This window comes from Salinispora pacifica DSM 45544, from assembly GCF_000378845.1.
Classification (GTDB): domain Bacteria; phylum Actinomycetota; class Actinomycetes; order Mycobacteriales; family Micromonosporaceae; genus Micromonospora; species Micromonospora pacifica.
In genome coordinates this window covers 3,480,672-3,504,608 of record NZ_KB905359.1, presented here as the reverse complement: position 1 = coordinate 3,504,608, position 23,937 = coordinate 3,480,672, and the positions used below count along the sequence as shown (strand labels likewise).

20 protein-coding genes and 1 pseudogene are annotated in these 23,937 nt (G+C 69.3%); 12 read left to right on the top strand and 9 right to left on the bottom strand.

Annotated features, from left to right (window positions below; genetic code table 11):
* Nucleotides 1–42: 42 nt before the first annotated feature.
* Nucleotides 43–1,182, bottom strand: coding sequence for a CapA family protein (locus tag SALPAC3_RS0115935; RefSeq protein WP_026185628.1), 1,140 nt, complete (start codon nt 1,180–1,182; stop codon nt 43–45).
* Nucleotides 1,183–1,275: 93 nt separating this feature from the next.
* Nucleotides 1,276–2,001, bottom strand: coding sequence for an adenosylcobinamide amidohydrolase (locus tag SALPAC3_RS0115930; protein WP_018222206.1), 726 nt, complete (start codon nt 1,999–2,001; stop codon nt 1,276–1,278).
* Nucleotides 2,002–2,216: 215 nt separating this feature from the next.
* Here SALPAC3_RS0115930 and SALPAC3_RS0115925 point away from each other — a divergent pair, with 215 nt between their 5' ends.
* From SALPAC3_RS0115925 to SALPAC3_RS0115890, 8 genes are all read left to right on the top strand, one after another.
* Complete coding sequence (locus SALPAC3_RS0115925; protein ID WP_018222205.1) at nt 2,217–2,894, top strand: Crp/Fnr family transcriptional regulator; 678 nt, start codon at nt 2,217–2,219, stop codon at nt 2,892–2,894.
* A 142-nt stretch (nt 2,895–3,036) separates the two neighbouring features.
* Nucleotides 3,037–3,642 carry a TetR/AcrR family transcriptional regulator gene (locus tag SALPAC3_RS0115920; RefSeq protein WP_018222204.1) on the top strand — a complete coding sequence of 202 codons (606 nt, stop codon included), beginning with the start codon at nt 3,037–3,039 and terminating at the stop codon, nt 3,640–3,642.
* Between the two features lie 37 nt (nt 3,643–3,679).
* A complete protein-coding gene (locus tag SALPAC3_RS0115915; protein ID WP_018222203.1) occupies nt 3,680–4,489 on the top strand; it encodes a TIGR03084 family metal-binding protein in 810 nt (269 codons plus the stop codon).
* Nucleotides 4,486–6,258: an acyclic terpene utilization AtuA family protein gene (locus SALPAC3_RS0115910; protein WP_018222202.1), complete on the top strand. Its 1,773-nt coding sequence runs from the start codon at nt 4,486–4,488 to the stop codon at nt 6,256–6,258. Before SALPAC3_RS0115915 ends, SALPAC3_RS0115910 begins: the two co-directional genes overlap by 4 nt.
* Nucleotides 6,255–7,427: an acyl-CoA dehydrogenase family protein gene (locus SALPAC3_RS0115905; RefSeq protein WP_018222201.1), complete on the top strand. Its 1,173-nt coding sequence runs from the start codon at nt 6,255–6,257 to the stop codon at nt 7,425–7,427. The genes SALPAC3_RS0115910 and SALPAC3_RS0115905 overlap by 4 nt, the downstream gene beginning before the upstream one ends.
* Nucleotides 7,424–9,025, top strand: coding sequence for an acyl-CoA carboxylase subunit beta (locus tag SALPAC3_RS0115900; protein ID WP_018222200.1), 1,602 nt, complete (start codon nt 7,424–7,426; stop codon nt 9,023–9,025). The genes SALPAC3_RS0115905 and SALPAC3_RS0115900 overlap by 4 nt, the downstream gene beginning before the upstream one ends.
* 59 nt (nt 9,026–9,084) lie before the next feature.
* The gene (locus SALPAC3_RS0115895; protein WP_018222199.1) at nt 9,085–11,169 is read left to right on the top strand and encodes an acetyl/propionyl/methylcrotonyl-CoA carboxylase subunit alpha; all 2,085 of its coding nucleotides are present in this window, start codon (nt 9,085–9,087) and stop codon (nt 11,167–11,169) included.
* Nucleotides 11,166–12,329, top strand: coding sequence for an acyl-CoA dehydrogenase family protein (locus tag SALPAC3_RS0115890; RefSeq protein ID WP_018222198.1), 1,164 nt, complete (start codon nt 11,166–11,168; stop codon nt 12,327–12,329). The genes SALPAC3_RS0115895 and SALPAC3_RS0115890 overlap by 4 nt, the downstream gene beginning before the upstream one ends.
* Nucleotides 12,330–12,579: 250 nt before the next feature.
* On the opposite strand, the gene SALPAC3_RS25880 is transcribed toward SALPAC3_RS0115890, so the two are convergent.
* Nucleotides 12,580–12,876, bottom strand: coding sequence for a hypothetical protein (locus SALPAC3_RS25880; protein ID WP_018222197.1), 297 nt, complete (start codon nt 12,874–12,876; stop codon nt 12,580–12,582).
* Between the two features lie 473 nt (nt 12,877–13,349).
* On the opposite strand from SALPAC3_RS25880, the gene SALPAC3_RS0115880 reads away from it, so the two are divergent.
* Both SALPAC3_RS0115880 and SALPAC3_RS0115875 read left to right on the top strand, forming a co-directional pair.
* Complete coding sequence (locus tag SALPAC3_RS0115880; protein WP_018222195.1) at nt 13,350–13,829, top strand: hypothetical protein; 480 nt, start codon at nt 13,350–13,352, stop codon at nt 13,827–13,829.
* The gene (locus SALPAC3_RS0115875) at nt 13,826–15,046 is read left to right on the top strand and encodes an MAB_1171c family putative transporter (RefSeq protein WP_018222194.1); all 1,221 of its coding nucleotides are present in this window, start codon (nt 13,826–13,828) and stop codon (nt 15,044–15,046) included. Before SALPAC3_RS0115880 ends, SALPAC3_RS0115875 begins: the two co-directional genes overlap by 4 nt.
* 204 nt (nt 15,047–15,250) lie before the next feature.
* Here the strand turns inward: SALPAC3_RS0115875 and SALPAC3_RS27285 are convergent, their stop codons facing one another.
* Both SALPAC3_RS27285 and SALPAC3_RS0115865 read right to left on the bottom strand, forming a co-directional pair.
* Nucleotides 15,251–16,081 (bottom strand): epsilon-toxin family protein, encoded by an 831-nt coding sequence (locus SALPAC3_RS27285; protein ID WP_026185626.1) that lies wholly within the window; start codon nt 16,079–16,081, stop codon nt 15,251–15,253.
* A gap of 1,229 nt (nt 16,082–17,310) precedes the next feature.
* The gene (locus SALPAC3_RS0115865; RefSeq protein ID WP_018222191.1) at nt 17,311–17,796 is read right to left on the bottom strand and encodes a helix-turn-helix domain-containing protein; all 486 of its coding nucleotides are present in this window, start codon (nt 17,794–17,796) and stop codon (nt 17,311–17,313) included.
* Between the two features lie 361 nt (nt 17,797–18,157).
* Between SALPAC3_RS0115865 and SALPAC3_RS25870 the strand changes: the two are divergent.
* Nucleotides 18,158–18,417, top strand: a pseudogene (locus SALPAC3_RS25870) (SigE family RNA polymerase sigma factor); the annotation flags it as partial.
* A gap of 200 nt (nt 18,418–18,617) precedes the next feature.
* Here SALPAC3_RS25870 and SALPAC3_RS0115855 read toward each other — a convergent pair.
* A complete protein-coding gene (locus SALPAC3_RS0115855) occupies nt 18,618–19,163 on the bottom strand; it encodes a hypothetical protein (protein ID WP_232430513.1) in 546 nt (181 codons plus the stop codon).
* A gap of 207 nt (nt 19,164–19,370) precedes the next feature.
* Here SALPAC3_RS0115855 and SALPAC3_RS0115845 point away from each other — a divergent pair, with 207 nt between their 5' ends.
* Nucleotides 19,371–19,601 (top strand): GntR family transcriptional regulator, encoded by a 231-nt coding sequence (locus SALPAC3_RS0115845; protein WP_018222188.1) that lies wholly within the window; start codon nt 19,371–19,373, stop codon nt 19,599–19,601.
* A gap of 224 nt (nt 19,602–19,825) precedes the next feature.
* Here SALPAC3_RS0115845 and SALPAC3_RS0115840 read toward each other — a convergent pair whose 3' ends face one another.
* The 3 genes from SALPAC3_RS0115840 to SALPAC3_RS0115830 form a co-directional block, all read right to left on the bottom strand.
* Nucleotides 19,826–21,235: a hypothetical protein gene (locus tag SALPAC3_RS0115840; RefSeq protein ID WP_018222187.1), complete on the bottom strand. Its 1,410-nt coding sequence runs from the start codon at nt 21,233–21,235 to the stop codon at nt 19,826–19,828.
* 240 nt (nt 21,236–21,475) lie between these two features.
* The gene (locus tag SALPAC3_RS0115835) at nt 21,476–22,465 is read right to left on the bottom strand and encodes an ROK family protein (protein WP_018222186.1); all 990 of its coding nucleotides are present in this window, start codon (nt 22,463–22,465) and stop codon (nt 21,476–21,478) included.
* Nucleotides 22,462–23,931, bottom strand: coding sequence for a M81 family metallopeptidase (locus SALPAC3_RS0115830; protein WP_018222185.1), 1,470 nt, complete (start codon nt 23,929–23,931; stop codon nt 22,462–22,464). Before SALPAC3_RS0115830 ends, SALPAC3_RS0115835 begins: the two co-directional genes overlap by 4 nt.
* Nucleotides 23,932–23,937: the final 6 nt, after the last annotated feature.

Here is a 23,937-nt window from a genome sequence, read left to right as displayed (position 1 = left end):
TCGTACCCGCGCGATGGAGCCGACCGCCGACCCCCAACCCGGCTACGGCGGGCTGACCTGTCCCAGGTGATCGAAGACCGCACCGGTCTCCGGGAAGTCCGCGGCACTGAGCTCGCGCACCAGCCCCAACCCCCGGTTATCTGGGTCCGTTGCCGGCAGCCCCGACTCGCTCAGGTAGGTCGAGGCGAACGACCCACCGGCCCAGGTGCCGTCGGGCTGCAGCGAAACCTTGAGCACGCCGCCCCAGCCGAGCTTGCCGCTGCGGTTGAACGTGTTGCCGCCGCCGGCGAAGTTGCCCAGGCTGTACGCGATCAGCCGACCCTGGTAGAACTCCATGCCGCGCAGGACGTGCGGGCCGTGCCCGACGATCAGATCCGCGCCGGCGTCAATCATGGCCCTGGCGAACCGGACCGGGTCGCCCCGGTTCTCCCCCAGGTACTGCTCGGTGCCCGGTTTGACCTGGGTCTTGTCGGCCCCCTCCGCGCCCATGTGTACCTGCACCACCACCAGATCCGCCTGCGCGGCGGCCTTGGTGACGACCTGTTCCGCCGCCGGGATGTCGGTCAGCGGGTTCGACCACGCGTACGACGAGAAGCCCGCCACCGCCACCTGGACGCCGCGTACGTCGATGAGGGTGATCTGATCGGGTGCTCCGGTGTGCGCGAGTTCGTACTGTTCAAGTGCCTGCCGGGTGTTCTCCAGGCCCTTCGGGCCGAAGTCGTTCCCGTGGTTGTTGGCCAGGTTGAGCAGGTCGAACCCGCCATCGCGCAGGTGCGCCGCGTACTCCGGTGGGGCCCGGAACTGGTAGCAGTTGGTGGAGTCGCCGCACTTGCCGGTCCCGGTGTCGACGGTGAGCGGCTCCTCCAGGTTGCCCATCACCAGGTCGGCATCGAGCTCCGGGCGCACCTCGTCGAAGAAACCCTCGCCATCGTTGGGGGGCAGCCGGTCCGGGGCGTTACCCAGGAGAATGTCGCCGGTGGCGCTGAGGGAGACCACCGCTGCCTCGGTCGGGGAGGCGGAGGGGGCACCGTCGTCGGGGCCGGACTGCCAGACCCCGCCGGACCTGACCGCATCGGAGTCGACCGCGCCGCAACCGGCGACAACCAGCACGGCGAGCAACGCGCCGGCCGACCAAAGCCGACGTCGGGTCGCGAATGTGAATGTTTTGGGGTGGGCGCGCATCGCCCGAGACACTACCGGGCCCGCGCCCTGCCGACGAGGCCGATTCGGCCACTGCTCAGCGTCAACACCTGATCGGGTTCCTGGTGGGGTCACTCAACCGGCTGACCGCTGCGACCACGGCCGCACCGGGCGGGCGCCACCGGCCAGGACCGCCCGGTGCACCGCCCGGGCCAGCGGTGCGCCCCAGGTGGAGCGGGGGCCACCGTACGGCGCCTCGGGCCCCTCGGTCGGGCAGCAGACGGCGACCGCGTCGGTCGGGGTGCCGGTACCGGGCACGCCCAGTTCAGCGATGGCCTGCGCCTTCGCCTCCGTAGCGGTCGCCACGGCGTTGATCAGGGCGGCGGGACCGAGCCGGGCCGGCACGTACACCACGATGTTGACGGTGCCGACCGGATGACCGTCCGCGCCGGGCACGGCCGGGGCAGGCACGGCCGAGGCAGGCACGGCCGAGGCAGGCACGGCCGGGGCGCACTCGGGTGGGGCGGCGGCCCAGATCGGAACACCGAGCCCGACGGTCGCCCAGACCCGTACCCCGGTGTCGGTTCGGGCCACCACCTCCGCGACGTCCACCCCGGTCAGCAGCCCCACTCCAGAACTGTCGAGGCCGAACCCCGCGGCCAGTTCGGCCAGGTGTTCGATGGGGTCGTCCCGGTCGTACGACATCGGGACGGTCGCGTTGATCACCCAACTCCGTACGCCCAACCCGCCGCCGAGCGCCGCTGAACTCGCGCTGAGTAACGGCCGCTCAGCTCGCCAGACCAGCACCGGAAGGTTCCGCCCGTCCTCGCGACGGGTACACAGTGACGGTTCGTTCAGCACGGGGCGACCCTACGGCGCGATCCTGCACCCGGCACATCTCACCTGCTGCGGCGCGGTAACGTAACGTCAACGACGGCCGGCAGGTTACGCTCAACGCTCACGTTTCCCGGGGTGCACCTCGGAATATCCGCGCACGTGCGCCTAGACTGACCGAGCGCGAGGGAGAGCGGACGGCGGACCCGCCGACGGACGGCACGCGCAGGCGGAGGTGCGCGATGGACGAGGTACTGGCCCGGAGTGGGATCTTCCAGGGGGTCGACCCGGAGGCTGCCGAGGCGTTGGCCAAGGAGATGGAGACGATCGAGGTCCGCAAGGGCGATGTCGTCTTCAACGAGGGCGAGCCCGGTGACAGTCTGTACATCCTCCTCTCCGGCAAGATCAAGGTCGGGCGCCGGGCGGCCGACGGGCGCCAGAACCTGATCGCGGTCATGGGCCCTTCGGACATGGTCGGCGAGCTGTCGCTCTTTGACCCGGGGCCCCGGACGGCGACGGCGACGGCGGTGACCGACACCCGCCTGGTGCGGCTCCGTAAGCAGGCGCTGCGCCCCTGGCTGAACAACCGGCCGGAGATCGCTGAGCAGTTGCTGCGGGTGCTCGCCCGTCGGCTGCGCCGGACCAACGACTCGCTGGCCGACCTGATCTTCACCGACGTGCCCGGTCGGGTCGCGAAGAACCTGCTCCAGCTGGCGGGGCGCTTCGGCACCCGGGACGGTGGGGTGCTGCGGGTGACCCACGACCTGACCCAGGAGGAGATCGCCCAGCTCGTCGGCGCCTCCCGGGAGACGGTCAACAAGGCTCTCGCCGACTTCGCCTCACGGGGCTGGCTGCGCCTGGACGGCAAGAGCATCATCATCCTCGACCCGGAGCGCCTGGCTCGCCGCGCCCGCGTCTGATCGCTCCCACCCACCCGTCGATCCGGAATCCACGGGGGATGGTGTTCACCGCTGCAACGGCGGCCGGCGAACCGGCCGCCGTTTTGCTCGCCCAAAAAAAGTCAGGCTTGACTGTTTGTTTTGGGGGCGGCACGCTGAGGCCGTGTCCGGCACATCGACCCGCGTCCCCCAGCAGGAACGCAGCCGCGCCACTCAGGCCCGACTGCTTGAGGCCACCGTGGCGTGCCTGGTCGAGCATGGCTGGTCCGGCACCACGACGACCGTCATAGCGAACCGGGCCGGGGTGTCCCGGGGCGCCCAGCTACACCACTACCCCACCAAGGCAGCCCTGGTCACCGCCGCGGTCGCACACCTCGCCGAGCGGCGCGCGGAGGAGTTGCGTGTCGAGGCGAAGGCCCTGCCCGCCGGCCCACAGCGGTTGGACCGGGTGGTGGACCTACTCGCCGCGGCCTTCACCGGGCCGCTCTTCATCGCCGCCCTGGAGCTGTGGGTCGCCGCCCGCACCGACCACGAGCTACGGACTGCGCTGGTGCCGTTGGAGGCCCGACTCGGCCGGGAGATGCACCGACTGACCGTCGCCCTGCTCGAGGTTGACGAGCGCCAACCCGGTGTACGGGAGGCGGTGCAGGCCACCCTCGACCTGCTCCGCGGCCTCGGCGTGGCGAACCTGCTCAACGACGACTCCGCCCGGCGCACCGCACTGCTCACCGCCTGGAAACGCCAACTCACCGAGCTCCTCACCCCCTGACCCGTCCCGCACCACCGCCGACTCCCCCGGAGGCACCATGGTCAACCTGACGGACCTGCTGACCGATCTCGCCGCCGAGTCAGCCGAACTGGACGCGCTCGTGGCACCGCTCTCGACCGCCGAGTGGGCCCGCGCCACGCCCGCGCCCGGCTGGACGATCGGCCACCAGATCGCGCACCTGGCCTGGACCGATCACGCCGCGCAGCTCGCCGCGACGGACGCCGACGCGTTCTACGCCTCCGTCACCACCGCAGCCGACCCGGCCCGGCTGGTGGACGCGGGAGCGGAGGAGTTCCTCGCCCCACCGGCCGAGCTGCTGCCCCGCTGGCGCTCGGGCCGGGCGGCGCTCGCCGCCGCCCTCGCGGCCACCCCGGCCGGCGAGAAGCTCCCCTGGTACGGCACCAGGATGTCCCCCGCGTCGATGGCCACCGCGCGGATCATGGAAACCTGGGCACACGGCACGGATGTGGCCGATGCGCTCGGGGCCACTCGGCCGGCCACAGCGCGGCTGCGGCACATCGCGCATCTCGGCTTCCGGACGCTGCCGCACTCCTTCGCCGCACACGGTCGTCCGCTGCCGACCACACCGGTCCGAATCGAACTGACCGCACCGCCGACCAGCGCCGACACCGCCGGCGCGACCTGGGCCCACGGTCCCGCGGACGCCCCCGACCGGGTGACCGGACCGGCACTGGACTTCTGCCTACTGGTGACCCAACGCCGACACCGCGCCGATCTCGCCCTCACCGCCACCGGGCCGGTCGCCGAGGCCTGGCTGGACGTGGCCCAGGCCTTCGCCGGCCCGCCTGGCGCTGGTCGGGCACCAAAAGCGCAGGCGACGACGTGAGCACCGGCGACGGCACCAGCCCCGGCGCCGCCGACAGCACTAACACCCAGCTGCGGGTCGGCAACGCCTCCGGCTTCTACGGCGACCGCTTCTCCGCCTGGCAGGAGATGCTCGACGGTGGCGAGCTGGACGTGCTCACCGGGGACTACCTCGCCGAGTTGACCCTGCTCATCCTGGGTCGGGACCGGATGCGCGACGCCGACCTCGGCTACGCGCGGACGTTCCTGCGCCAACTCGAAGGAACCCTCGGCACCGCACGGGAACGCGGCGTCCGGATCGTCACCAACGCGGGTGGGCTGAACCCCGCCGGGCTGGCCACCGCCGTCCGCTCCCTCGCCCACCGGCTCGGGCTCGACCTCAGGGTCGGGTACGTCGACGGCGACTCCCTTCCCCGACCGGACGCGCTGACCGCGAACGCGTACCTCGGGGCGTTCGGTATCGCCGCCGTACTCGACGCCGGCGCCGACGTGGTGGTCACCGGGCGGGTCACCGACGCCTCCCTGGTGGTCGGGCCGGCGATCGCCCGGTTCGGCTGGGACCGCGACGACCTGGACGCCCTCGCCGGCGCGACGGTCGCCGGACATCTACTCGAATGCGGCGCCCAGGTGACCGGCGGCAACTTCAGCTTCTTCACCGAGCTGCCAGACGGTGGGCACCGGCCCGGCTTCCCCCTCGCCGAGCTGCACGCCGATGGCTCGTCGGTGCTCACGAAGCATCCGGGCACCGGGGGCGCGGTCACCGTCGAGACGGTCACCGCCCAACTCCTGTACGAGGTGGGCGCGCCGGCCTACCTCGGGCCGGATGTGGTCACCCACCTGGACTCGGTACGCCTCGCCCCGGACGGGCCGGACCGGGTCCGGGTGTCCGGGGTCCGGGGGACACCCCCACCGGAGACGCTCAAGGTCGGTGTCAACAACCTCGGCGGCTTCCGCAACTCGATGACCTTCGTGCTCTGCGGGCTGGACATCCCGGCGAAGGCGGCCCTGGTCCGCGGGCAGCTGGAGGAGACAGTCGGCAAGGACGGGCTGGAGTTCGTCCTCGCCCGCACCGACCACCCCGACACCGCGGACACCGAGGCGGCGAGCGCCCTGCTCCACGTCCACCTACGGGACGGGGACAAGGCGCGGGCCGGTCGGGCCTTCTCCGCCGCGGCGGTGGAGCTGGCGCTGGCCTCGTACCCGGGATGCACCCTGACCACGCTGCCCGGCGACGCGACTCCGTACGGGGTCTTCACCGCCGACACGGTTGCGCAGGACGGCGTCGAGCACGTGGCGGTCCTGCCCGACGGCACCCGCGTACCGATCTCCCCGCCACCGCGAACGCAGCCAGCCCCGTCCTCGACCGGGGCACCGGCTTCCGGCGCGGGCCGCACGGCGTACCCGACCGGGTCGCCGATATCCAGCCCGGTCGGCACGACGCACCCGGACCGACGCCGACCTCTTGGGGTGTTGGTCGGAGCGCGGTCGGGGGACAAGGGGGGCGATGCCAACCTGGGGGTCTGGGCTCGAACCGACGCCAGCTGGGAGTGGCTGCGGGGATGGCTGACCGTGGAGCGCCTCGCCGAGTTGCTGCCGGAGACCGCCCCGCTGACCGTCGAGCGGTACGAGCTACCGAACCTGCGGGCGGTCAACTTCATGATCCGGGGGCTGCTCGGGCCGGGGGTGGCGGCCACGACCCGCTTCGATCCGCAGGCGAAGGCGCTGGGGGAGCTACTCCGCTCCCGCCTGGTTCAGATTCCGGCCGAGTTGGTCCCGGAGGGGGCATCATGACGATCCTCGACACCCCGGAACGTCGGCAGCTCCGTGAGCTGACCCGGGCGTTCATGGACAAAGAGGTGCTACCACACTTCGATGACTGGGAGCGGGCCGGCGAGGTCCCCCGAGAGCTACACGCCACCGCCGCCAAGGTCGGTCTGCTCGGCATCGGCTTCCCCGAGGAGGTCGGCGGCAGCGGTGGCGACCTGCTGGACTCGGTCGTCGTCACCGAGGAGATCATCCGGTCGGGCGGCTCCTCCGGGCTGGTGGCGGCGCTCTTCACGCACGGCATCGCCCTGCCGCATCTGGTGGCCGCCAGCGACCACGGCGGCGCGGGGACCGCGTCGGACGGCGGCACCGACCTGATCGCGCGCTACGTTCGACCGACCCTCGCCGGGGCGATGATCGGCGCACTGGCGGTCACCGAGCCCGGGGGCGGATCGGACGTGGCCGGGCTGCGCACGACGGCCCGCCGGGACGGTGACCACTACCTGGTGAACGGGGCCAAGGCGTACATCACCAGCGGGCACCGGGCCGACTTCGTGACCACCGCGGTGCGTACCGGCGGGCCGGGCGCGGAGGGCGTCTCCCTGCTGGTGATCGAGAAGGGTGCCCCGGGCTTCACCGTCGGCCGACGGATGGAGAAGCTCGGCTGGCACTGCTCGGACACCGCCGAGCTCTCCTTCGCCGATGTCCGGGTGCCGGTGACGAATCTGGTCGGCGCGGAGAACACCGGCTTCCTCGCCATCATGCAGAACTTCGCCGCCGAGCGGGTCTCCCTGGCCACCCAGGCGTACGCGACGGCGCAGCGCTGCGTGGAGCTGACCCTGGGCTGGTGCCGGGACCGGGAGACCTTCGGCCGCCCGCTGGCGAGCCGGCAGCTCGTCCGGCACCGGCTCGCCGAGATGCACACCCGCGCCGAGTCGGCCCGCGCCCACGTGCTCGACGTGGCGGCCCGGGTCGCCGCCGGGGAGATGGTGATGACCGAGGTGGCGATGGCCAAGAACACCGCCGTCGCCGCCTGCGCCGAGGTGGTCGACGCGGCGTTGCAGCTGCATGGCGGCTTCGGCTACCTGCGCGACTCCGAGGTGGAGCGGCACTACCGCGACCAGCGGATCCTCGGCATCGGCGGCGGCGCCACCGAGATCATGAACGAGATCATCGCGAAGGGCATGGGGCTGTGACCACACTCGACAGCGTGATCGATCCCGCTGCGGCGACGTTCCGGGAGAACCGGGAGGCGCTGCTGGCTCGGTTGACCGAACTGGACTCCGCGCTGGACCAGGCGCGCGACGGTGGCGGCGAGAAGTACCGCGCCCGACAGCACAAGCGCGGCAAGTTGCTCGCCCGCGAGCGCGTCGAGCTGCTGCTCGACCCGGACGCCCCGTTCCTGGAGCTGTCACCGGTCGCCGCGTACGGCACGGACTTCCCGGTCGGTGCCAGCGTGGTCACCGGTATCGGCCCGGTCGAGGGCGTCGAGTGCATGATCATTGCCAGCGATCCGACGGTACGCGGCGGCGCGGTCAACCCGTGGTCGCTGGCGAAGAGCCGGCGGGCCGGGGAGATCGCCCTGGCCAACCGGCTGCCGATGATCAACCTGGTCGAGTCGGCCGGGGCGGACCTCCCCACCCAGGCGGAGATCTTCATCCCGGGTGGGCGGGTGTTCCGTGACCTGACCCGGCTTTCGGCGGAGCGGATCCCCACGGTCGCTGTGGTCTTCGGTAACGCCACGGCCGGCGGCGCATACGTGCCGGGAATGTCCGATCACGTAATCATGATTCGGGACCGGTCGCAGGTCTACCTGGCCGGTCCGCCGCTGGTGAAGATGGCCACCGGCGAGGACGCCGACGACGAGTCGCTGGGCGGCGCGGCCATGCACGCCACCACCTCCGGGCTGGCCGACTACCTGGCCGAGGACGAACGCGACGCCATCCGGCTGGCCCGGCAGTGCGTACGTCGGCTCAACTGGCGCAAGGCGGGACCCGCACCCCGTACGGCCGCACGCCGGCCGCCCCGATACGACCCGGAGGAGCTGCTCGGCATCGCCAGCGCCGACCTGAAGGTGCCGTTCGACCCACGCGAGATCATCGCCCGGGTGCTGGACGGCAGCGAGTTCGACGAGTTCAAGCCGACCTACGGCACCGCGCTGGTCACCGGCTGGGGCGAGCTACACGGCTACCCGGTGGGGGTGCTCGCCAACGCCCGGGGGGTGCTGTTCAACGCGGAGGCGCAGAAGGCGGCCCAGTTCATCCAGCTCGCCAACGCCGCCGACACCCCGTTGATCTTCCTCCAGAACACCACCGGCTACATGGTCGGCACGGAGTACGAGCAGCGCGGCATCATCAAACACGGCGCCCTCATGATCAACGCGGTGTCGAACTCGACGGTGCCGCACCTGACGGTGAACCTCGGCGCCTCCTACGGCGCCGGCAACTACGGCATGTGCGGCCGGGCGTACGAGCCGAGGTTCCTGTTCACCTGGCCGAACGCGAAGTCGGCGGTGATGGGCCCGACCCAGCTCGCCGGAGTGCTCTCCATCGTCGCCCGGCAGGCCGCCGCCGCGAGGGGCCGGGAGTACGACGAGGATTCCGACGCCGCCATGCGGACGATGGTCGAGCAGCAGATCGAGTCCCAGTCCGGGGCGCTCTTCCTCTCCGGCCGGCTCTACGACGACGGCGTGATCGACCCACGGGACACCCGTACCGTCCTCGGGCTCTGCCTGTCGGCGATCCACACCGCACCGGTGCGGGGCGCCGACGGCTTCGGTGTCTTCCGAATGTGACAGCCACACAGCACAGTCAGGCCGGATCCGTAGACGCGAACGAAGGAGACGCAGCGCGGATGATCAGCAGACTTCTGGTCGCCAACCGGGGCGAGATCGCCCGCCGGATCTTCACCACCTGCCGGGCACTCGGGATCGAGACGGTCGCCGTGCACTCCGACGCGGACGCCGAGGCGCCCTTCGTCGCCGAGGCCGACCACGCCGTCCGGCTGCCCGGGAACACACCCGCCGAGACGTACCTGCGGATCGATCTCGTTTTGGCCGCGGCCCGGCGCGCCGGCGCCGACGCCGTCCATCCGGGCTACGGCTTCCTCGCCGAGAACGCCGAGTTCGCCACGGCGGTCACCGACGCGGGGCTGGCCTGGATCGGGCCACCGGCCAAGGCGATCGCCGCGATGGGGGACAAGTTGGCGGCCAAGACGCTGCTCGCCGAGGCCGGTGTCCCCATGCTGCCCAGCTGGACCGACGCCGACCAGGTCAACGGCTTCCCGGTGCTGGTGAAGGCCGCCGCCGGAGGCGGTGGGCGGGGCATGCGGGTGGTCCACGCCGCCGATGGTCTCGCCGATGCCATCGCCAGCGCCCGCCGCGAGGCGGCCTCCGCGTTCGGCGACGGCACCGTCTTCTCCGAGCGGTACGTCGAACGCGGCCGGCACGTCGAGGTGCAGATCCTGGGCGACCAGTTCGGGACGGTGGTGGCCCTGGGGGCGCGGGACTGCTCGATCCAACGCCGACATCAGAAGATCGTCGAGGAGGCGCCGGGCGTACTCGCGCCCGAGATACGCCAGCGGCTCCACGCGGCGGCGGTGGCTGCCGGCCGGGCGGTCGACTACCTCGGTGCGGGCACCGTCGAATTCCTGCTCGCCTCGGACGGGGAGATCTACTTCCTGGAGATGAACACCCGCCTGCAGGTGGAGCATCCGGTGACCGAGCTGACCACCGGCCTCGATCTGGTCCGGCTGCAACTACTCGTCGCCGAGGGCAACCCGGTGCCGATCGACACGACCCCACCGGCAACCGGGCACGCGATCGAGGTACGCCTCTGCGCCGAGGAGCCCGCGCACGGGTACCGGCCAGCGACGGGCACCCTGCACCGGTTCGCGGTCCCCGGCGTGTCGGCCGAGTTCGGGCCGCTGACCGGGGCCGGCCTGCGACTGGACTCCGGCGTCACGGACGGCTCGGTGGTGGGCGTCCACTACGACTCGATGCTCGCGAAGGTGATGGCCTGGGCACCAACCCGGGGCGAGGCGGCCCGCGCGCTGGCCGGCGCGCTGGCCCGGGCCGAGCTGCACGGGGTCGCCACCAACCGCGATCAGCTGGTCCGCATCCTGCGCAGCCCGGACTTCGCCGCCGTCGACATCGACACCGGCTTCCTGGACCGGCACCCCGAGGTGCTCGCGCCGCTGGTCTCCGCCGGGGAGTTGCCCGTGGTCGCGGTAGCGGCGGCGCTCGCCTCGGCCGCCGACCGCCGGGCCGCCGCCCCGGTGCTGGCCGGGCTCCCCTCGGGTTGGCGCAACGTGCCCGCCTTCGCACAGGTCACCCGCTACGCGAGCGCGGACGGCGACGAGATCGAGGTGCGCTACCGCCTGGACCGCCGCGGCGCGCTCGTCGAGTGGACGGTGCACGGCGGTCCGCCCGCCGCCGGTACCGCCGCCCCGCCCGGGCCGGACGCATCGCCGCCCGGGCCGGACGCATCGCCGCCCGGGCCGAACGCGTCCCCGCCCGAGCCAGCCGCAGCGCCGGCCCTCACCCTGGTCGAGGCGCACCCGGACCGGGTGCTGCTGGAGGTCGCCGGGGTACGCCGGACCTACCGCGTACACCGGGTGGGCGCGGAGGTCTTCGTGGACGGCCCGGACGGGGCGGTGAGCCTGACCGAGCTGCCCCGCTTCCCGCTACCCGGCGCGGAGTTGGCGGCCGGGTCGCTGCTCGCGCCGCTGCCCGGCACGGTGACCCGGGTGCAGGTCGAGCTCGGCCAGCGGGTCGCCGCCGGTGACCTGCTGCTGACCCTGGAAGCGATGAAGCTGGAACACCCCGTGCTCGCCCCCACCGACGGCGTCGTCGCCGAGCTACCGGTGTCCGCCGGTGGCCAGGTCGAGACCGGCGCCGTACTGGCCGTGGTCAACCCCGACGAGGAGACACAGTCATGAACTTCGACCCCACCCCCGAGCAGGAGCAGCTCCGCGACGCCGTGCGGGCGCTGGGCAAGCAGTACGGCCACCGGTACTTCGTCGAGAAGGCCAAGGCCGGCGAACGCACCACCGAACTGTGGAACGAAGCCGGCGGGTTGGGCTACCTCGGCGTGAACATCCCCACCGAGTACGGCGGCGGGGGCGGCGGCATCACCGAACTCGCGATCGTCTGCGAGGAGTTGGCCGCCTCCGGTTGCCCGCTGCTGCTACTGGTGGTCTCCCCCGCCATCGTCGCGACGATCATCAACCGCCACGGCACCGAGGAGCAGCGCAAACGCCACCTGCCCGGCATCGCCGACGGCTCCCAGCGGATCGCCTTCGCGATCACCGAGCCGGAGGCCGGGTCGAACTTCCACCGACTTGGCACGGTAGCCCGCCGGGACGGCGACGACTGGTTGGTCTCCGGCCGCAAGTGCTACATCTCCGGCGTCGACCAGGCGGGGCACGTGCTGGTGGTGGCGCGGACCGAGGACGCCACGACCGGCAAACTGAAGCCGGCACTGTTCCTCGTACCGACGGACGCAGCGGGGTTGACCTTCTCCAAGCTGGACATGGAGATCCTCTCGCCGGAGGACCAGTTCCTGCTCTACCTCGACGACGTACGGGTGCCGGCGGCGGCGTTGGTCGGCGAGTCACTGGACGCCGGCCTGCCGGCGCTCTTCTCCGGACTGAACCCGGAGCGGATCACGATCGGCGCGATGAGCGTCGGCTCCGGCCGGTACGCGCTCGAACGCGCCTCGGAGTACACGGCGACCCGGAAGGTGTGGGGTGGGCGGTCGATCGGCTCCCACCAGGGGGTATCGCATCCCATGGCCCACGCGGCGGTGCAGGTGGAGCTGGCCCGGCTGATGGTCCAGAAGGCGGCGGTGCTCTACGACGCCGGGCGGGATCTGGAGGCGGGGGTCGCCGGCAACATGGCGAAGTACGCCTCCGGGGACGCGGCGGCGCTGGCCGTGGACACGGCGATCCAGGCCCACGGCGGGGCCGGCATGACCACCGAGTACGGGGTGGCGACGCTGCTCGGAGCTTCCCGGGCCGGACGGATCGCCCCGGTCACCCGGGAGATGATCCTGAATTTCGTGGCCCAGCACGTCCTCGGCCAGGAGAAGTCGTACTGACCTGGGGTCACGCTACGACGACCGGGTCCATCTGGCGGCCGTAGCCGACGCGGCGAGCGGGCCGCCAGGTGTCCTGGCGGCCCGCTCCACCGATCAGTGGAACTCCACGCCGTACTCGGCCAACACCTCTCCGATCGGCTGGTAGCAGGACCAACCGTCGGTCGGGAACAGGCACCGCAGACGGCACCCGAGGTCACGCCGAGCGCGGTGGTACCGGCGAAGAGCGGACCGCCGCTGTCGTCGCCGCCGCTCAGCTCCCGCACGCGACCGACAGCCGGGCCAACACACCGGCCGGATCGTGCACAATGCGGTGCCCGTCCCCGACGATCCGGCGGGTGCCCGCGTCGACCGGGTCGGTGTCTGCCCAGCTCACCGGCGCGACGCCGACCTCCACCACCAACCCCGACGGACGTCGTACGCGGACCTCCCGGAGCGGGCCCCACTCGGCCAGTCGGACCACCTCGCCGCCGAGCAGACCGGTCCACACTTCCACCGCGGAATAGCGGGCCTGGTCCGTCAGAACCACGATGTCGACGTCGGAGTCCATCCGGGCGGCCCCGCGCGCCTACGAGCCGACCACCACCACCCCGCGCACCTCCGCACGCCCGGTCGCCCACCCGACGACCACACCGAGAACCGAACGAACCTCCCGCGAACGCGCCTGGGTCACCACGGGACGGAGTCTAAATATCCCTCCATCCCATCGCCTCCACAGCGCGTTGCCGACCGGCGCGTTGGGCCTCAGCCCAGGTGGCGACGCCGGTCCCATGACCGGGCGGGCCGAGCAGGCCAGCGCCGAGGATCCCGAGGGCGCCCGCTGGTCAAGGCCAGTATCGCTGCCAGCACCGGGCGCGTTTACACTGGACCGCTGTCCCGGAACCGTTGTGTGGGTTGGCGATCCGCTGCGTCGGCCATCATGCTCATTGTTTGCTCGCTACCCAGTCGAGATTGATGTGCGACAGAATCTGGGGGCTTCGTCCCGTGCCGAACCGAGACCTTGAACAATACTGCGAGGAGCAGGTGCAGCGCCTCGTGCGCGAGGTGGGGATCCCTCGTCCGTTCGCCCTCAGCGTCTTCCTCGACCAGTTCGCCGAGTGGCGTGGGCGTCGCATCGAACTTTGGCCTTTCGACCATATTCCGAGAGGAATGTGCGGATTGTGGCTTGGCTTCCCCGACCACGATGTCATCGCCTACTCAAGAGCTACGCCATTACATAGCGAACACATCATTTTGCACGAAGTGGGGCATATGCTATGCGACCACAAGGGAACCGCGAGTGTCGGCGATGACCTGGTCCGCCTCCTTCCCAACCTGAACCCGGCGCTGATCAGCAAGGTTCTGGGCAGGACCTCCTACTCCGACATCGAAGAACAGGAGGCCGAACTAATCGCCACGCTCATCGCCAAAAGGGCAGCGGGCGGCCGACCCCACAGACCCTCATCATCGACCCCTGGGTTAGCCCCGGAGCTTGACCGCCTGCGGTCCACGTTCGAGGAGTGATCATGGCGGTACAACGAGCCATCATGATCATCGCTGGAGTCGCCTCGATCACGGCAGGGCTGTGGAAGATCCGAGCCGTACGGCGGCAGCCGGATTCACCCAGCGTCAGGGCGTTGTGCCTGGGGCTGCTTGCCTTCGGCTTGGCGTCCCTGGTCATGGCGCCGCCACACAGGATCATCATCAGCGAGTTGCTGACCGTACCCAACATCGGACGCCTGCTCGGCAACCTCCTGACGTTGGCCGCCGCTGGGGCGATGCAGATCATGATGCTGCACCTGGTGCATCCGGCAGAGCGTGCCCGACCACGCGTCCGAGCCCGGCTGATTGTGCTGGTCGGCATCGCGGTGATCATGACGACGCTGTTGTTGACAGCGGACACCGAGAACGAAATCAATTTCGTCAAGCGGTACGCGACCTACACCCCGATCGTGATCTACCAACTGCTGTACCCCAGTTTCCTGGCCGTGGCGGTCGTGGACCTCATCCATCTGTCGATCCGGTACTCCCGGCACGTCACCTCGACGTTGAAGACCGGGCTGCGGATGGTCGCCGCCGGCGGCGTGATCTTCGCCTTCCACACCAGCTACAAGCTGAGCCTGATCATCGCGCCGTGGGCTGGCTGGACCGTGCCGGGTGACGAGTCAGCCATCGCAACGACCCTGGCGGCCAGCGGCGGAGTGCTGGTTGCTGGTGGCACCACCCTGCCGGTCTGGGGGCCCCGCGTGATGCTGCCGTGGCGGTGGCAACGCCAATACCGGGCGTACCGTCGACTTGAGCCGTTGTGGCGCCAGTTGTCCACGGCGATTCCCGAAGTCGTGCTCTCCCCGGTCGGTGTTTCCCGGCCCTGGAACGTCGAGATTCGCCTCTACCGCCGAGTCATCGAGATTCGCGACGCCCAGCTACTCCTGGAGCCGCTCGCCGACCAGGAGGCGGTCGCCGAGGCGGCGGCCGACGCGCGCCACCGGGGCCTGACCGGGGACCACGCGCAGGCATACGTCGATGCGGTCACACTGGTCACCGCCCTGGCCCATTGGCAGAGCGACAAAGCTGGCAGCCCACCGACGAATCTGCCCGAGAAAGCTACGGGCGATGCCAGTCTGACCAGGGATGTTCGATACCTCGAGCTGGTTGCCAGGGCATTTCTTCCCCTGGCACGCTCGGCACCGGCGCGCACTCGCAGTCCCGCCGGGCCGCATCGCAGCCTCGGCGCGGGCTGAAAGTCGCCGCACGAGGGTGCCGGCGGCCCTCCGGGGTGCCCTCGATGCGGTGGCCGAGGAGCTACTAGGCGGCCTACCGTCAGGGATGGCCCGGCTAGCGCCGGGCCATCCGCTCGATTCTGCCGGTTGTGGTCGACTCAGAATGAGTTGGTTACCGTCTCCAACTTCTTACCCGTCACGTGGTGCGATTGGGTAAGCACAGGGTCATGCGACGCACGCCCCTGGTGACATCCCACTTGGCAGCTTCTCCATCACCCGCGCAGTGAAGTTCACCCCGGCCACCATGGTGTAGGTCCCGGTTCCCTTGAAGTCCAGGGTCCTGGTCGAGGAGTTCAGCGAAAACCCGGTGGGGAGGGTCGCTCCCTTTCCTGTGGTCGTGACAAAGTAGTTGTAGAGATCCAAGAACTGTACCTGGTCCCGGCTGATCCGGGGCTCACCCACGAACGGCCCACTAAGGCTGGTGTTGAGTGCCAGGGTACCGGAGTAGGTGGTGGGCGTTAGCGATGCAACGACGTAGCGAGTTTGTCCGGCGGGCACGGTGACAGCCTGTGACGGCGCCGTATGGGTTTCCCGTACCGCGCTGGTTTGCGTATTCGCGTTTTGGTAGGAAATTGTTACTGATTGCTCAATACCGATGTTTGCCACCTCAGATAGTTTAAAGCTGCCCGACACCTTGTTCGTCGTCGATACGCCAGTGGTGACGGTGGTCGACACGGTGTTTGTGTAGTCTCTCCTGAACGAGTTACTCTTCATGGTCTGGGTTATCGAGGTGTGGTTGGCTAGCGTTGCGCATCCCAGGTAGTACGGCGTGCCCGTGACCACCTTAGGTGTTCCCACAGGAACTGCCGCGCTTTCTTGCGCACGGATGCTCAAGGTATGGACGGGAAGGAAGCCGAGCGGCACGTAGGTGCTCGAGTGACTTTCGATTAGTGAGTTGAGATCGGTGACCGTTGCCGCCTGTGCGGGAGAGGCCGCCATCAGCACCGCGGCGGCGGTGCCGACCGACACCGTGATGAGCATTCTCTTCAGTCTCATGTCACACACCTTCTTCGGTATGGGCCCTTACCCCTCGATTGAGGGATAGACGCTGGGCATCAGGGTGGGGTGCAACCTTGCTGACCCGTTGGCCCTCCTTCGGGATCAATATGCAACAACCCCTGTCGGGTCAAGGGTTGTTACCGTGCGGGGTCGACGCGAGTAAAAGTAGGTGGCGGTGGCCGTGATACATCCGCATCCGGTTTCTTGGAACTAGCACTCGAGCCGCAGTCGGCTCTGCGTCGCATGTGCTGGTGGCGCGCTTGTTGGTGCAGACTGGCCTACGAAACGCCAACATGACCACCAGTTGACGTGGTTACGGTTCGCCTGCAAATTGAACGGATTGCCAAGAAGCGTCAAGTATCTGTAGCACAGTCTGCGGCTAGCGAATACGGGCTCTAGCGTGCGGTCGGCAACTGGACACTGGGAGCTATTCGGCGAGGGTGACATGGCGTCACAGGAGGTTGAGGTTCGCTCGACCATTGGGCACCTCTTGCATGCAGGTGACCATACGCGAGATGACTTCCGCTCGCAGCTTCGGATTTATTTGGTAAAGAAAACTATCTCGTGACATTCACGCCTGTAACTACAGGTCAGAGTGAATGCCAGCGACACTCTACGGCCGACACTCGGGAGGGATTTCTTGAGCAAAACTTAAGCTTGGGATGACCGGCGACCCACCTCATGCCTGAGCACGGCCGGCTTGCCCAACAGCACACCCAGCCACAACCACCGCACCTCCGCCCACCCCCGCACCAACGCCTGGTGGCGGCCACGGCCACCTCCACCCCGCGATCGGCACAGTCGACGAGTCCGTCACGGCTGGACTGGGCGGAGTAGAAGGCCATCCTTCGAGGCGCCGGCGTCTCAGCTGACACGGCAGGCCGCGACGGCCATGGAGGCGGGGCCCTACGGACCCAGCCAACCCCTCCCCACCCCGGGAAACTGGCGACTGCCACCGATGGTCCCGAACGCCACGGATTCAGACGAGGACGTGGCTTCATGACCGACCCGCAACAGCAGAGCGTGTCTCACCGATTCCTACACGTGGAATCCAGCTTCTTGCCTGCCCTACAGCCGGCCCTAAGGCCCTGAACAAACGTCCAGGCCTTCGCGTATCCACAAGATCTTTGTTGCTGTGGGCCGCGTCCTGGTCGGCGCGGGGTGGCTGGACAACAGTCGTGGGTCGAGCACGGTCACGAACCCTACTGTGGCGGTAGTGGTCCTAGCTAGACGTCGCGGCTCTGGGGCGGGTTCGGCTCTAATCCCTCTGCCATCCGAACCGACTCAATGACCTGGGTGATGGCTTCGACGCCACGGGGGGATAGCCCGCTGAGCCGGGTGGCGATGCGTTCGAGACCACTGTTCTTGATCTTGAGCAGTAGCTCCAACTCGCTGGCGATGGCCCGAGATTTCTCGTCGTCAAAGAAGTAGGCCGGCGGGACGTCGAAGAAGCTGGCGAGCGCCTCAAGATGCTTCTTCGTGGGGTTGTCACGCTCGTTGTTGCGCAGGTACCACAGGTAGGAGCCGGAAATTTTCAGACCCTCGCCGCCCCTGCGGCAGATCTCCGCAGCGACCTCGTCGTTGGTGTAGGGCTTGCCATCGGGACGCCTGACAACGTCGAACAGCCTATTGATCTTGGAGGCCAGGTTCCACTCCGCGTCGGTAGCCAGTCCGGTGTCGTCCTGCCCCTGAGGCGGCTCGTTCGCGGTCATCAGAACCCCCAGGAATTATGACTGTCGTGAGAGTTTCGAGAAAGAAGCTCTCACAGTGGTTGACAAGCGGTGCTGGTGACAGTCTAGGGTGGGGGACAGCCGCCCTTCAACTGGCGTGACAGCCCGATCGTAGGGCGGCTGACTCAAATGAGTCGCAACGGGGGGCGCGGGGATGTCGACGAGGGAACGCAGGGCCGGGGGGAGCCCTCCCTCGTCGACACCCCCGTCATGCGGCAGACCGGTGATTCCAGTCCGGGTTGAGCCCGGCGGGATGCGCCTTTTCGGGATCAGGGCGGGCATTCTGTGCGACCAGTACCGAGGCGCGACTCAACCTTTGGTATAGCTGCGGCGTTATCAGGACATGGAGCCGCCGTCGAGCTTCCGGACTTTCGAGTACTTCGTACGCGGCAGTGGCCGGCGCCTCCTCCGGTTCGCCATCTTGATGTGTGGCGGCCCATCGCACGCCGAAGCTGTCCTACAGACAGTCCTGGAGCAGACCTATCCGCGGTGGAACCGGTTGCGCGACGGCGATCCCGAGCGCTACGTACGCCGCGCGATCGCCAACCGGGTCATCAGCCGATGGCGGTCACCTGGGTCCGCCGACGCGTTGCGGAGGTGCCGGGCAGCAGAGGCACTCGGCTGCTCGGTTGGAGCGGTCAAGAGTCAGCAGGAGCCGCGCCCCTGACCCGAGGAAAGTCACCAACCGCCCCATCGGCAGCCCTTCGAGGAGGCCGGGTTCGAGGCCCTCGCCAGGACGGCTTGTGGCCTGTCGCCCCAGGCCAGGGCGACAGGCCACAAGGTGTCCGGTCGAAGGGCGGCGGTCAGGAACTCTTGGGGAGTTCCTCGGGCCACCGCTGGCGGTCGACGTTGGTCTCCCACTCGGCCACCGGGCCCGACCCCCCAGCACGGACCGCGGCCCGGTCGACGATCGGGACGTCCGCCCCGCCCACCAGCTGATGCGTTCCGCGCCCCTGCTCCGTCTTCGCGGCCAGCACGTAGGTCGTGCCGGGCCGCAGCAGGGGCTCACCGTCGACCCGCCAGGTGTCCTTGCCGAGGGTTCCACCCAGCTGGACCACCCGCAGCGTCTTGACTGGCTCACCCTTGAGGGTCTGGTCCACGGTGACGTTGTAGACGGTGTAGGGCGTGCCGTCGCGTTCCTGCACCTCGGCGATACGGTCCACCGTCGCGACGACGACGTAGTCGGCGAACCCCGCCACCTTCGTCTCATCCTTCACGTCAAACGCGTAGGACGAGTGCACCGAATGTGTCTCACCCCCGCGCAGCGAGTCGTAGGCCAACCACCCGCCAGCGGCCACCGTAACGGCGGCGGCACCTACGACCAGCGGTCGAACAAGGCGGTGGTTCATGCTCAGGACCCCCATACGCTGTGATACGAGTTGATGTCCCACGACTGCAGGTTGTTGCTCATGTTCGGGTTGTAGCACGCCGGGCATGAGTCCATCACTGCAATCTCCGGCCCGTGGCCGAGCTTCAGGGAGTGCCCGAACTCGTGGGTCATGACCGCATGCTTCTGCGATTCGTTGTATCCGTCCATGTAGTGTGTATTCAGTTTGATGTCATCCGCGCCCGCGCTGAAGCCTGAAGGTCGCCAGCGTTTCCGGGAACAGATCAGTTCCGGCCAGTTGCAGCCGGGCGACAAACTACCCTTCTTCGCCGCCCTCTGCGAGCACTACGAGGTCGGCAACACCGTCATCCGCGCCACCGTGCTCCTCCTCAAGACAGAAGGGTTGATCGACGGCCGGCAGAGCAAGGGCGCACACGTGGCGAACCCACTTCCCCAGTAGTCCACACGCCGATCCAGCCGACTGCATCTGCTCTGGGTGCCGATCATGACAATAACCGCGAAGCCGACAGCACCACGGCCAGCCTCACCGCCGGCGGCGTCCAACAGACGTCGCACGATCTCCCATGGTGATCCGCACGTGGCTGGCAGCACGCGATGCCGGCGGGCCCGTTCCCACCACATGCCGGCAGAAACGGGCCCTCCAAGCCCAACGCAATCAAGCCGCTATCCGACGCAACCGGGCACGTTGATGCAGTTGTTTGGCCGATTCTTGACCACGACGGTACCCGTGGCCGTGTTCAGGTTAACCGTTCCCGAGTTGACGATGCCTCCGCCGTTGCTGGTGGCGATGTTCTTGATGACCTTCGTGTTGGTGAGCGTGACCGTGGCGTCGACGCCGACGTTGAAGATTCCGCCACCAAGTGGTGCCTGATTAGCCGTGATGTGGGTGTTCCGCACGTTGAGTGTGGAGGCGAATACGCTCGCGGAATTGACGATTCCTCCACCGTTCAGAGTACCGACGTTGTGCGCGATTGTGCTGTCCTCGACGGTGGCCACGGTCGCAGCGTTGAAGCCTCGGAGGGTGAGGCCGCCCCCCTGGAAGGTGCCGGTGTTGTTGATGGCCGTGACGTGGCGTAGGGCCAGCATGCCCCCCTCCGCGAAGACCGCGCCGCCGTTGCTGGCTCTGTTACCGGTGATGGCGGTGTTGGTGATGGTGACGTTCGCGTTGAAGCCGCCGGCACCTCCACCAGCCTCGCCGGCTCGGTTACCGCTGATAGTGCTGCCCGTCACGACCGTGGTGCCGCCGGGGAAACTACCGACACCACCACCGAGCCCGCCCACGAGGGCGTTGGCCATGTTTGTGGTGACAGAGGAATTCTTGATGGCGAGTTGACCGGTGTTTCCGATGCCTCCGGCGGCGGTTGCCGCAGTGTTACGGCTGACGGTGGAGTGTTTGACGGTGGTGGTGCCGTTGTTGGCGATACCGCCGCTACTTCCGCTGCCGTCGCTGCCAGCGATGTTGCGGGTGACGGTGCTGTGGTTGGTGGTCAACGCCCCTCCGGTGTTGACCAGGATTCCTCCGCCGTCGCCGTCGGTCTGTCCACCGGTGATTTTCAGGTGGTTGAGGGTGAGGTGGCCGCCGGTGTCGACGGTGATGATGCGGAACTGCTCGACGTCGGCGGCGCGCTCAATGGTGGTGTGTCTACCGCCGTTGAAGGTGATGGGGGCGGTGATGGCGGGTAGGCCGGCACCATCGTCGATGTTGGCGGCGAGGAGATAGGTGCACTTCTTGGCGAGTTCGAGCACGGCGCCGCCGCGGGCGTTGGCCAGGGTGATCGCGGCGATGAGTTTGTCCGCGTCACAGGGGATCGGAATGCCCTTCGGCTTCGACTCCTTCTTCCCCCTGCCCGTGCCGGGCTCACCCTTGCCGGACTCTCCCCCGCGACGGCGTTCGTCGGCGGAGGTGAGCGGGCGTCCGACCGCGTCCGCGGCCGGGACGGCGACACCCATGGTGGTGAGAGCCAGGCCGGTCACCGCGGCCAGCCCCGCAGCCCACCACCGCCACCGTGACCCCGGCCAGCCCTCGTCGGGGCGGGCCGGTTCGTACCCCCGGGTACGGTCCTGATGGTTCATCGCGATCTCGGTGTCCTTCCCCGTGAACGGCGAGGAACTTCGCCGCCCCGAGGGCAGACCGGGTGGTGTTCCTCGGCTACCGGAAGGCGGTAGCAACCATCCCGAGCTAAACCCAAAGTTAGCCTCACAAAGGCGCTAACATGACTTATCCCCTCCAAAACGTGACATAATCCCTCAATTTACATACCTGGCTATCCGACCTGCCGGAGCTCGTGGGTGTCCAGACAGCGTGCCTCGCGGCTAGTGAGGCAGTTCTCTCACGGCAGGCGGTACGAGATCGGGTGCGCCCCAGCCGTCGGGGACGGACAGCCCGGCCTTCCGCCGCGCCAGGACGGCGGCGCCGACCTGTGCCGCCTGGGCACCGAAGGCGGAGCGCAGCACCGGGGGCGGGGTCCGCCAGGCGAGGGCGTCGCGCATCGCCTCGCGCACCGGGTCGAGGAAGGACGCGCCCGCCTCGGCCAGCCCACCTCCCAACACGACCCGGGCCGGGTCGAGAGCCAGGGTGAGGGTTGCCAGGGCGATCCCCAACGCCCGGGTCGCGTCGTCCCAGACGACGCGGGCGTCCGGATCGGTATCCACCGCGTCGGCAATGGCTTGGCTGTCCCACCCCGACCCGCCGACGCGCCGGGCATAGCGGCGGGCCATCCCGCCGGCCGAGGCGTACACCTCCAGGCATCCCCGCTGCCCGCAACTGCACGGCTCCCCGCCCGGGTAGACCGGCATATGGCCGACCTCACCGGACGCGCGGGTCGCGCCGGCCAGCGGGACGCCGTCGACCACCACCGCCGCGGCGATGCCGGTACCCAGGGGCAGCAGCAGGAAGTTGTCCAACCCGACGGCCACACCCGCCGTGGCCTCCGCGACGCCGGCTGCCCGGGCGTCGTGCCCGATCGCCACGGGCAGTCCGAGGTCGCCGCTGATGAGGTCGCGCAGTGGCACATCACGGAGGCGGAGGTTGGCCGCGTACCGCACCACTCCGTCCCGCTCGTCCACGAGGCCGGGCGTCACCACGCCGATCGCGGCGGGTTCACTGCCGAGGGAGAGCGCGTGCTCGCGCAGGTGGCGGCACAGGGACCGGATCGCCAGGACGGGGTCGTCGTCCGCCTGCGACGGCGCGGTCAGTGAGCTCAGGAAGCGGCCGTCCTCGCCGACCACGGACGCCTTGATGGTCGTCCCGCCGACATCGACGGCGAGGACACAGTGGCCCTCGGGCTGCGTCACGCCGCTCACCCGAGCACCACGGCGAGGTCCGTGTCGAAGTCACGGTCCAGGGGAAACATGGGCCGCTCCACGTTCTGGTACGGCAGTCGCGCGAGGTCCTGATCGACGCCGCCCGGGGTCAGGGCGAGCAGCCAGTCACCGGCGGCGGAGAAGAGTTCCGGCTCCAGATAGCCGATCTTCACCACGACCACGTCCACCTCGTCGACGCGGACCCCCAGCCGGGCGTACGACGCCAACAGCCGGTACTGCATCCGGCGGGACGTGACGAAGACGCTGAGCCCGCCGACCCGTACGCTGACGCAGCGCCCACCGTCGGGGTCGTCAGCGACCGCCTCCAGGATCCCGTCGAGTTCCAGCGGGCCCGGCGGCCGGGAGTCGATCCGCCCGCCGACCACCACCCGGACCGGTGAGCCGACCGGTTCGTCGGCGACCAGCGCCACCGCCTGCGGATCGACCAGCGAGGCGAAGACGGCACGACACGAGCCGTCCCGGATCTCGGGGCGGGCCAGCATCCGGTCGAGAGCGAAGGTGACATCGTCGGCGCCGCCGGCACCCGGGTTGTCCCCGGAGTCGCTGATGAGAAACGGCCGCTTCGCCGGATCGGCGACGGCGGCCAGGGCGGTGTCGAGACACTCGTCCAACGAGCCGGTGGGAGCGACGAAGGTGAACTCGTCCCGGGCCGCCCAGAAGTGTTCGCCGAGCTCGCGGGCTGCCTCGGCGGTGCCGGTGGCGTCGGTGCCGGTGACGACGACCGCGCCCTGACAGCGTGCCTGGTCGGCCCAGGCGAACCCGACCCAGATCGCCGCGTCGATCACGCCGTCCCGGGCCTCGATCTCGGGGATCCGCGCGTATAGCCCCCGGGCCGGTTCCTCTCGGGTGCTGGTCATCTCACCGGGCAGCAGGATCGGCACGTGGACCAGCGCCTTGTGCGGACGCTGCTGGCGGCGCAGCGCCGCGACGAGGTTGCGCGCGGCCCGCTCCCGGGTCTCCCACACGTCGACGTGCGGGGCGGTGCGGTAGCAGGTGAGCAGGTCGCAGGCGGCGAAGAGCACCGATGAGACGTTGCCGTGCAGATCCATCGCCGCCGACAAATACGGCTCGGGCCCGATCACCGACCGGATGGCGGTGACCAGGTCGCCCTCCGCGTCGGTACGGCCAACCACGCTCATGGCACCGTGGATGTCCAGCAGCATGCCGTCCACGGGCCCGGCCGCGGCGAGCTTCTCCACGATCTCCGCTGCCCATTCCTCGTACGCTGCGGCGTCCACCACGCCGCCGGGCAGGGCCCGGGCGTGCACGAGTGGGATCCACTCGACGTCGGCGGCCCACGGCTGCGGCGGCGAGAGCCAGCCGTACCGCGACAGCAGCGCCGCCTCCCGGGTCACCTCGAAGTCGTCGGCGGTGCTCAGGTGCGGGGAGAATGTACTGGATTCGATGTGGATGCCGCCGATGGCGACACGGAGGGGACGAGGCACAGGTGT

Bases quoted from the DNA above. Each gene is read 5' to 3' on its own strand.
- SALPAC3_RS0115935 (WP_026185628.1), bottom strand. From the start codon at position 1,182: ATGCGCGCCCACCCCAAAACATTCACATTCGCGACCCGACGTCGGCTT.
- SALPAC3_RS0115925 (WP_018222205.1), top strand. From the start codon at position 2,217: ATGGACGAGGTACTGGCCCGGAGTGGGATCTTCCAGGGGGTCGACCCG.
- SALPAC3_RS0115915 (WP_018222203.1), top strand. From the start codon at position 3,680: ATGGTCAACCTGACGGACCTGCTGACCGATCTCGCCGCCGAGTCAGCC.
- SALPAC3_RS0115905 (WP_018222201.1), top strand. From the start codon at position 6,255: ATGACGATCCTCGACACCCCGGAACGTCGGCAGCTCCGTGAGCTGACC.
- SALPAC3_RS0115895 (WP_018222199.1), top strand. From the start codon at position 9,085: ATGATCAGCAGACTTCTGGTCGCCAACCGGGGCGAGATCGCCCGCCGG.
- SALPAC3_RS0115890 (WP_018222198.1), top strand. From the start codon at position 11,166: ATGAACTTCGACCCCACCCCCGAGCAGGAGCAGCTCCGCGACGCCGTG.
- SALPAC3_RS25880 (WP_018222197.1), bottom strand. From the start codon at position 12,876: ATGGACTCCGACGTCGACATCGTGGTTCTGACGGACCAGGCCCGCTAT.
- SALPAC3_RS27285 (WP_026185626.1), bottom strand. From the start codon at position 16,081: ATGAGACTGAAGAGAATGCTCATCACGGTGTCGGTCGGCACCGCCGCC.
- SALPAC3_RS0115865 (WP_018222191.1), bottom strand. From the start codon at position 17,796: ATGACCGCGAACGAGCCGCCTCAGGGGCAGGACGACACCGGACTGGCT.
- SALPAC3_RS0115855 (WP_232430513.1), bottom strand. From the start codon at position 19,163: ATGAACCACCGCCTTGTTCGACCGCTGGTCGTAGGTGCCGCCGCCGTT.
- SALPAC3_RS0115845 (WP_018222188.1), top strand. From the start codon at position 19,371: ATGTCATCCGCGCCCGCGCTGAAGCCTGAAGGTCGCCAGCGTTTCCGG.
- SALPAC3_RS0115840 (WP_018222187.1), bottom strand. From the start codon at position 21,235: ATGAACCATCAGGACCGTACCCGGGGGTACGAACCGGCCCGCCCCGAC.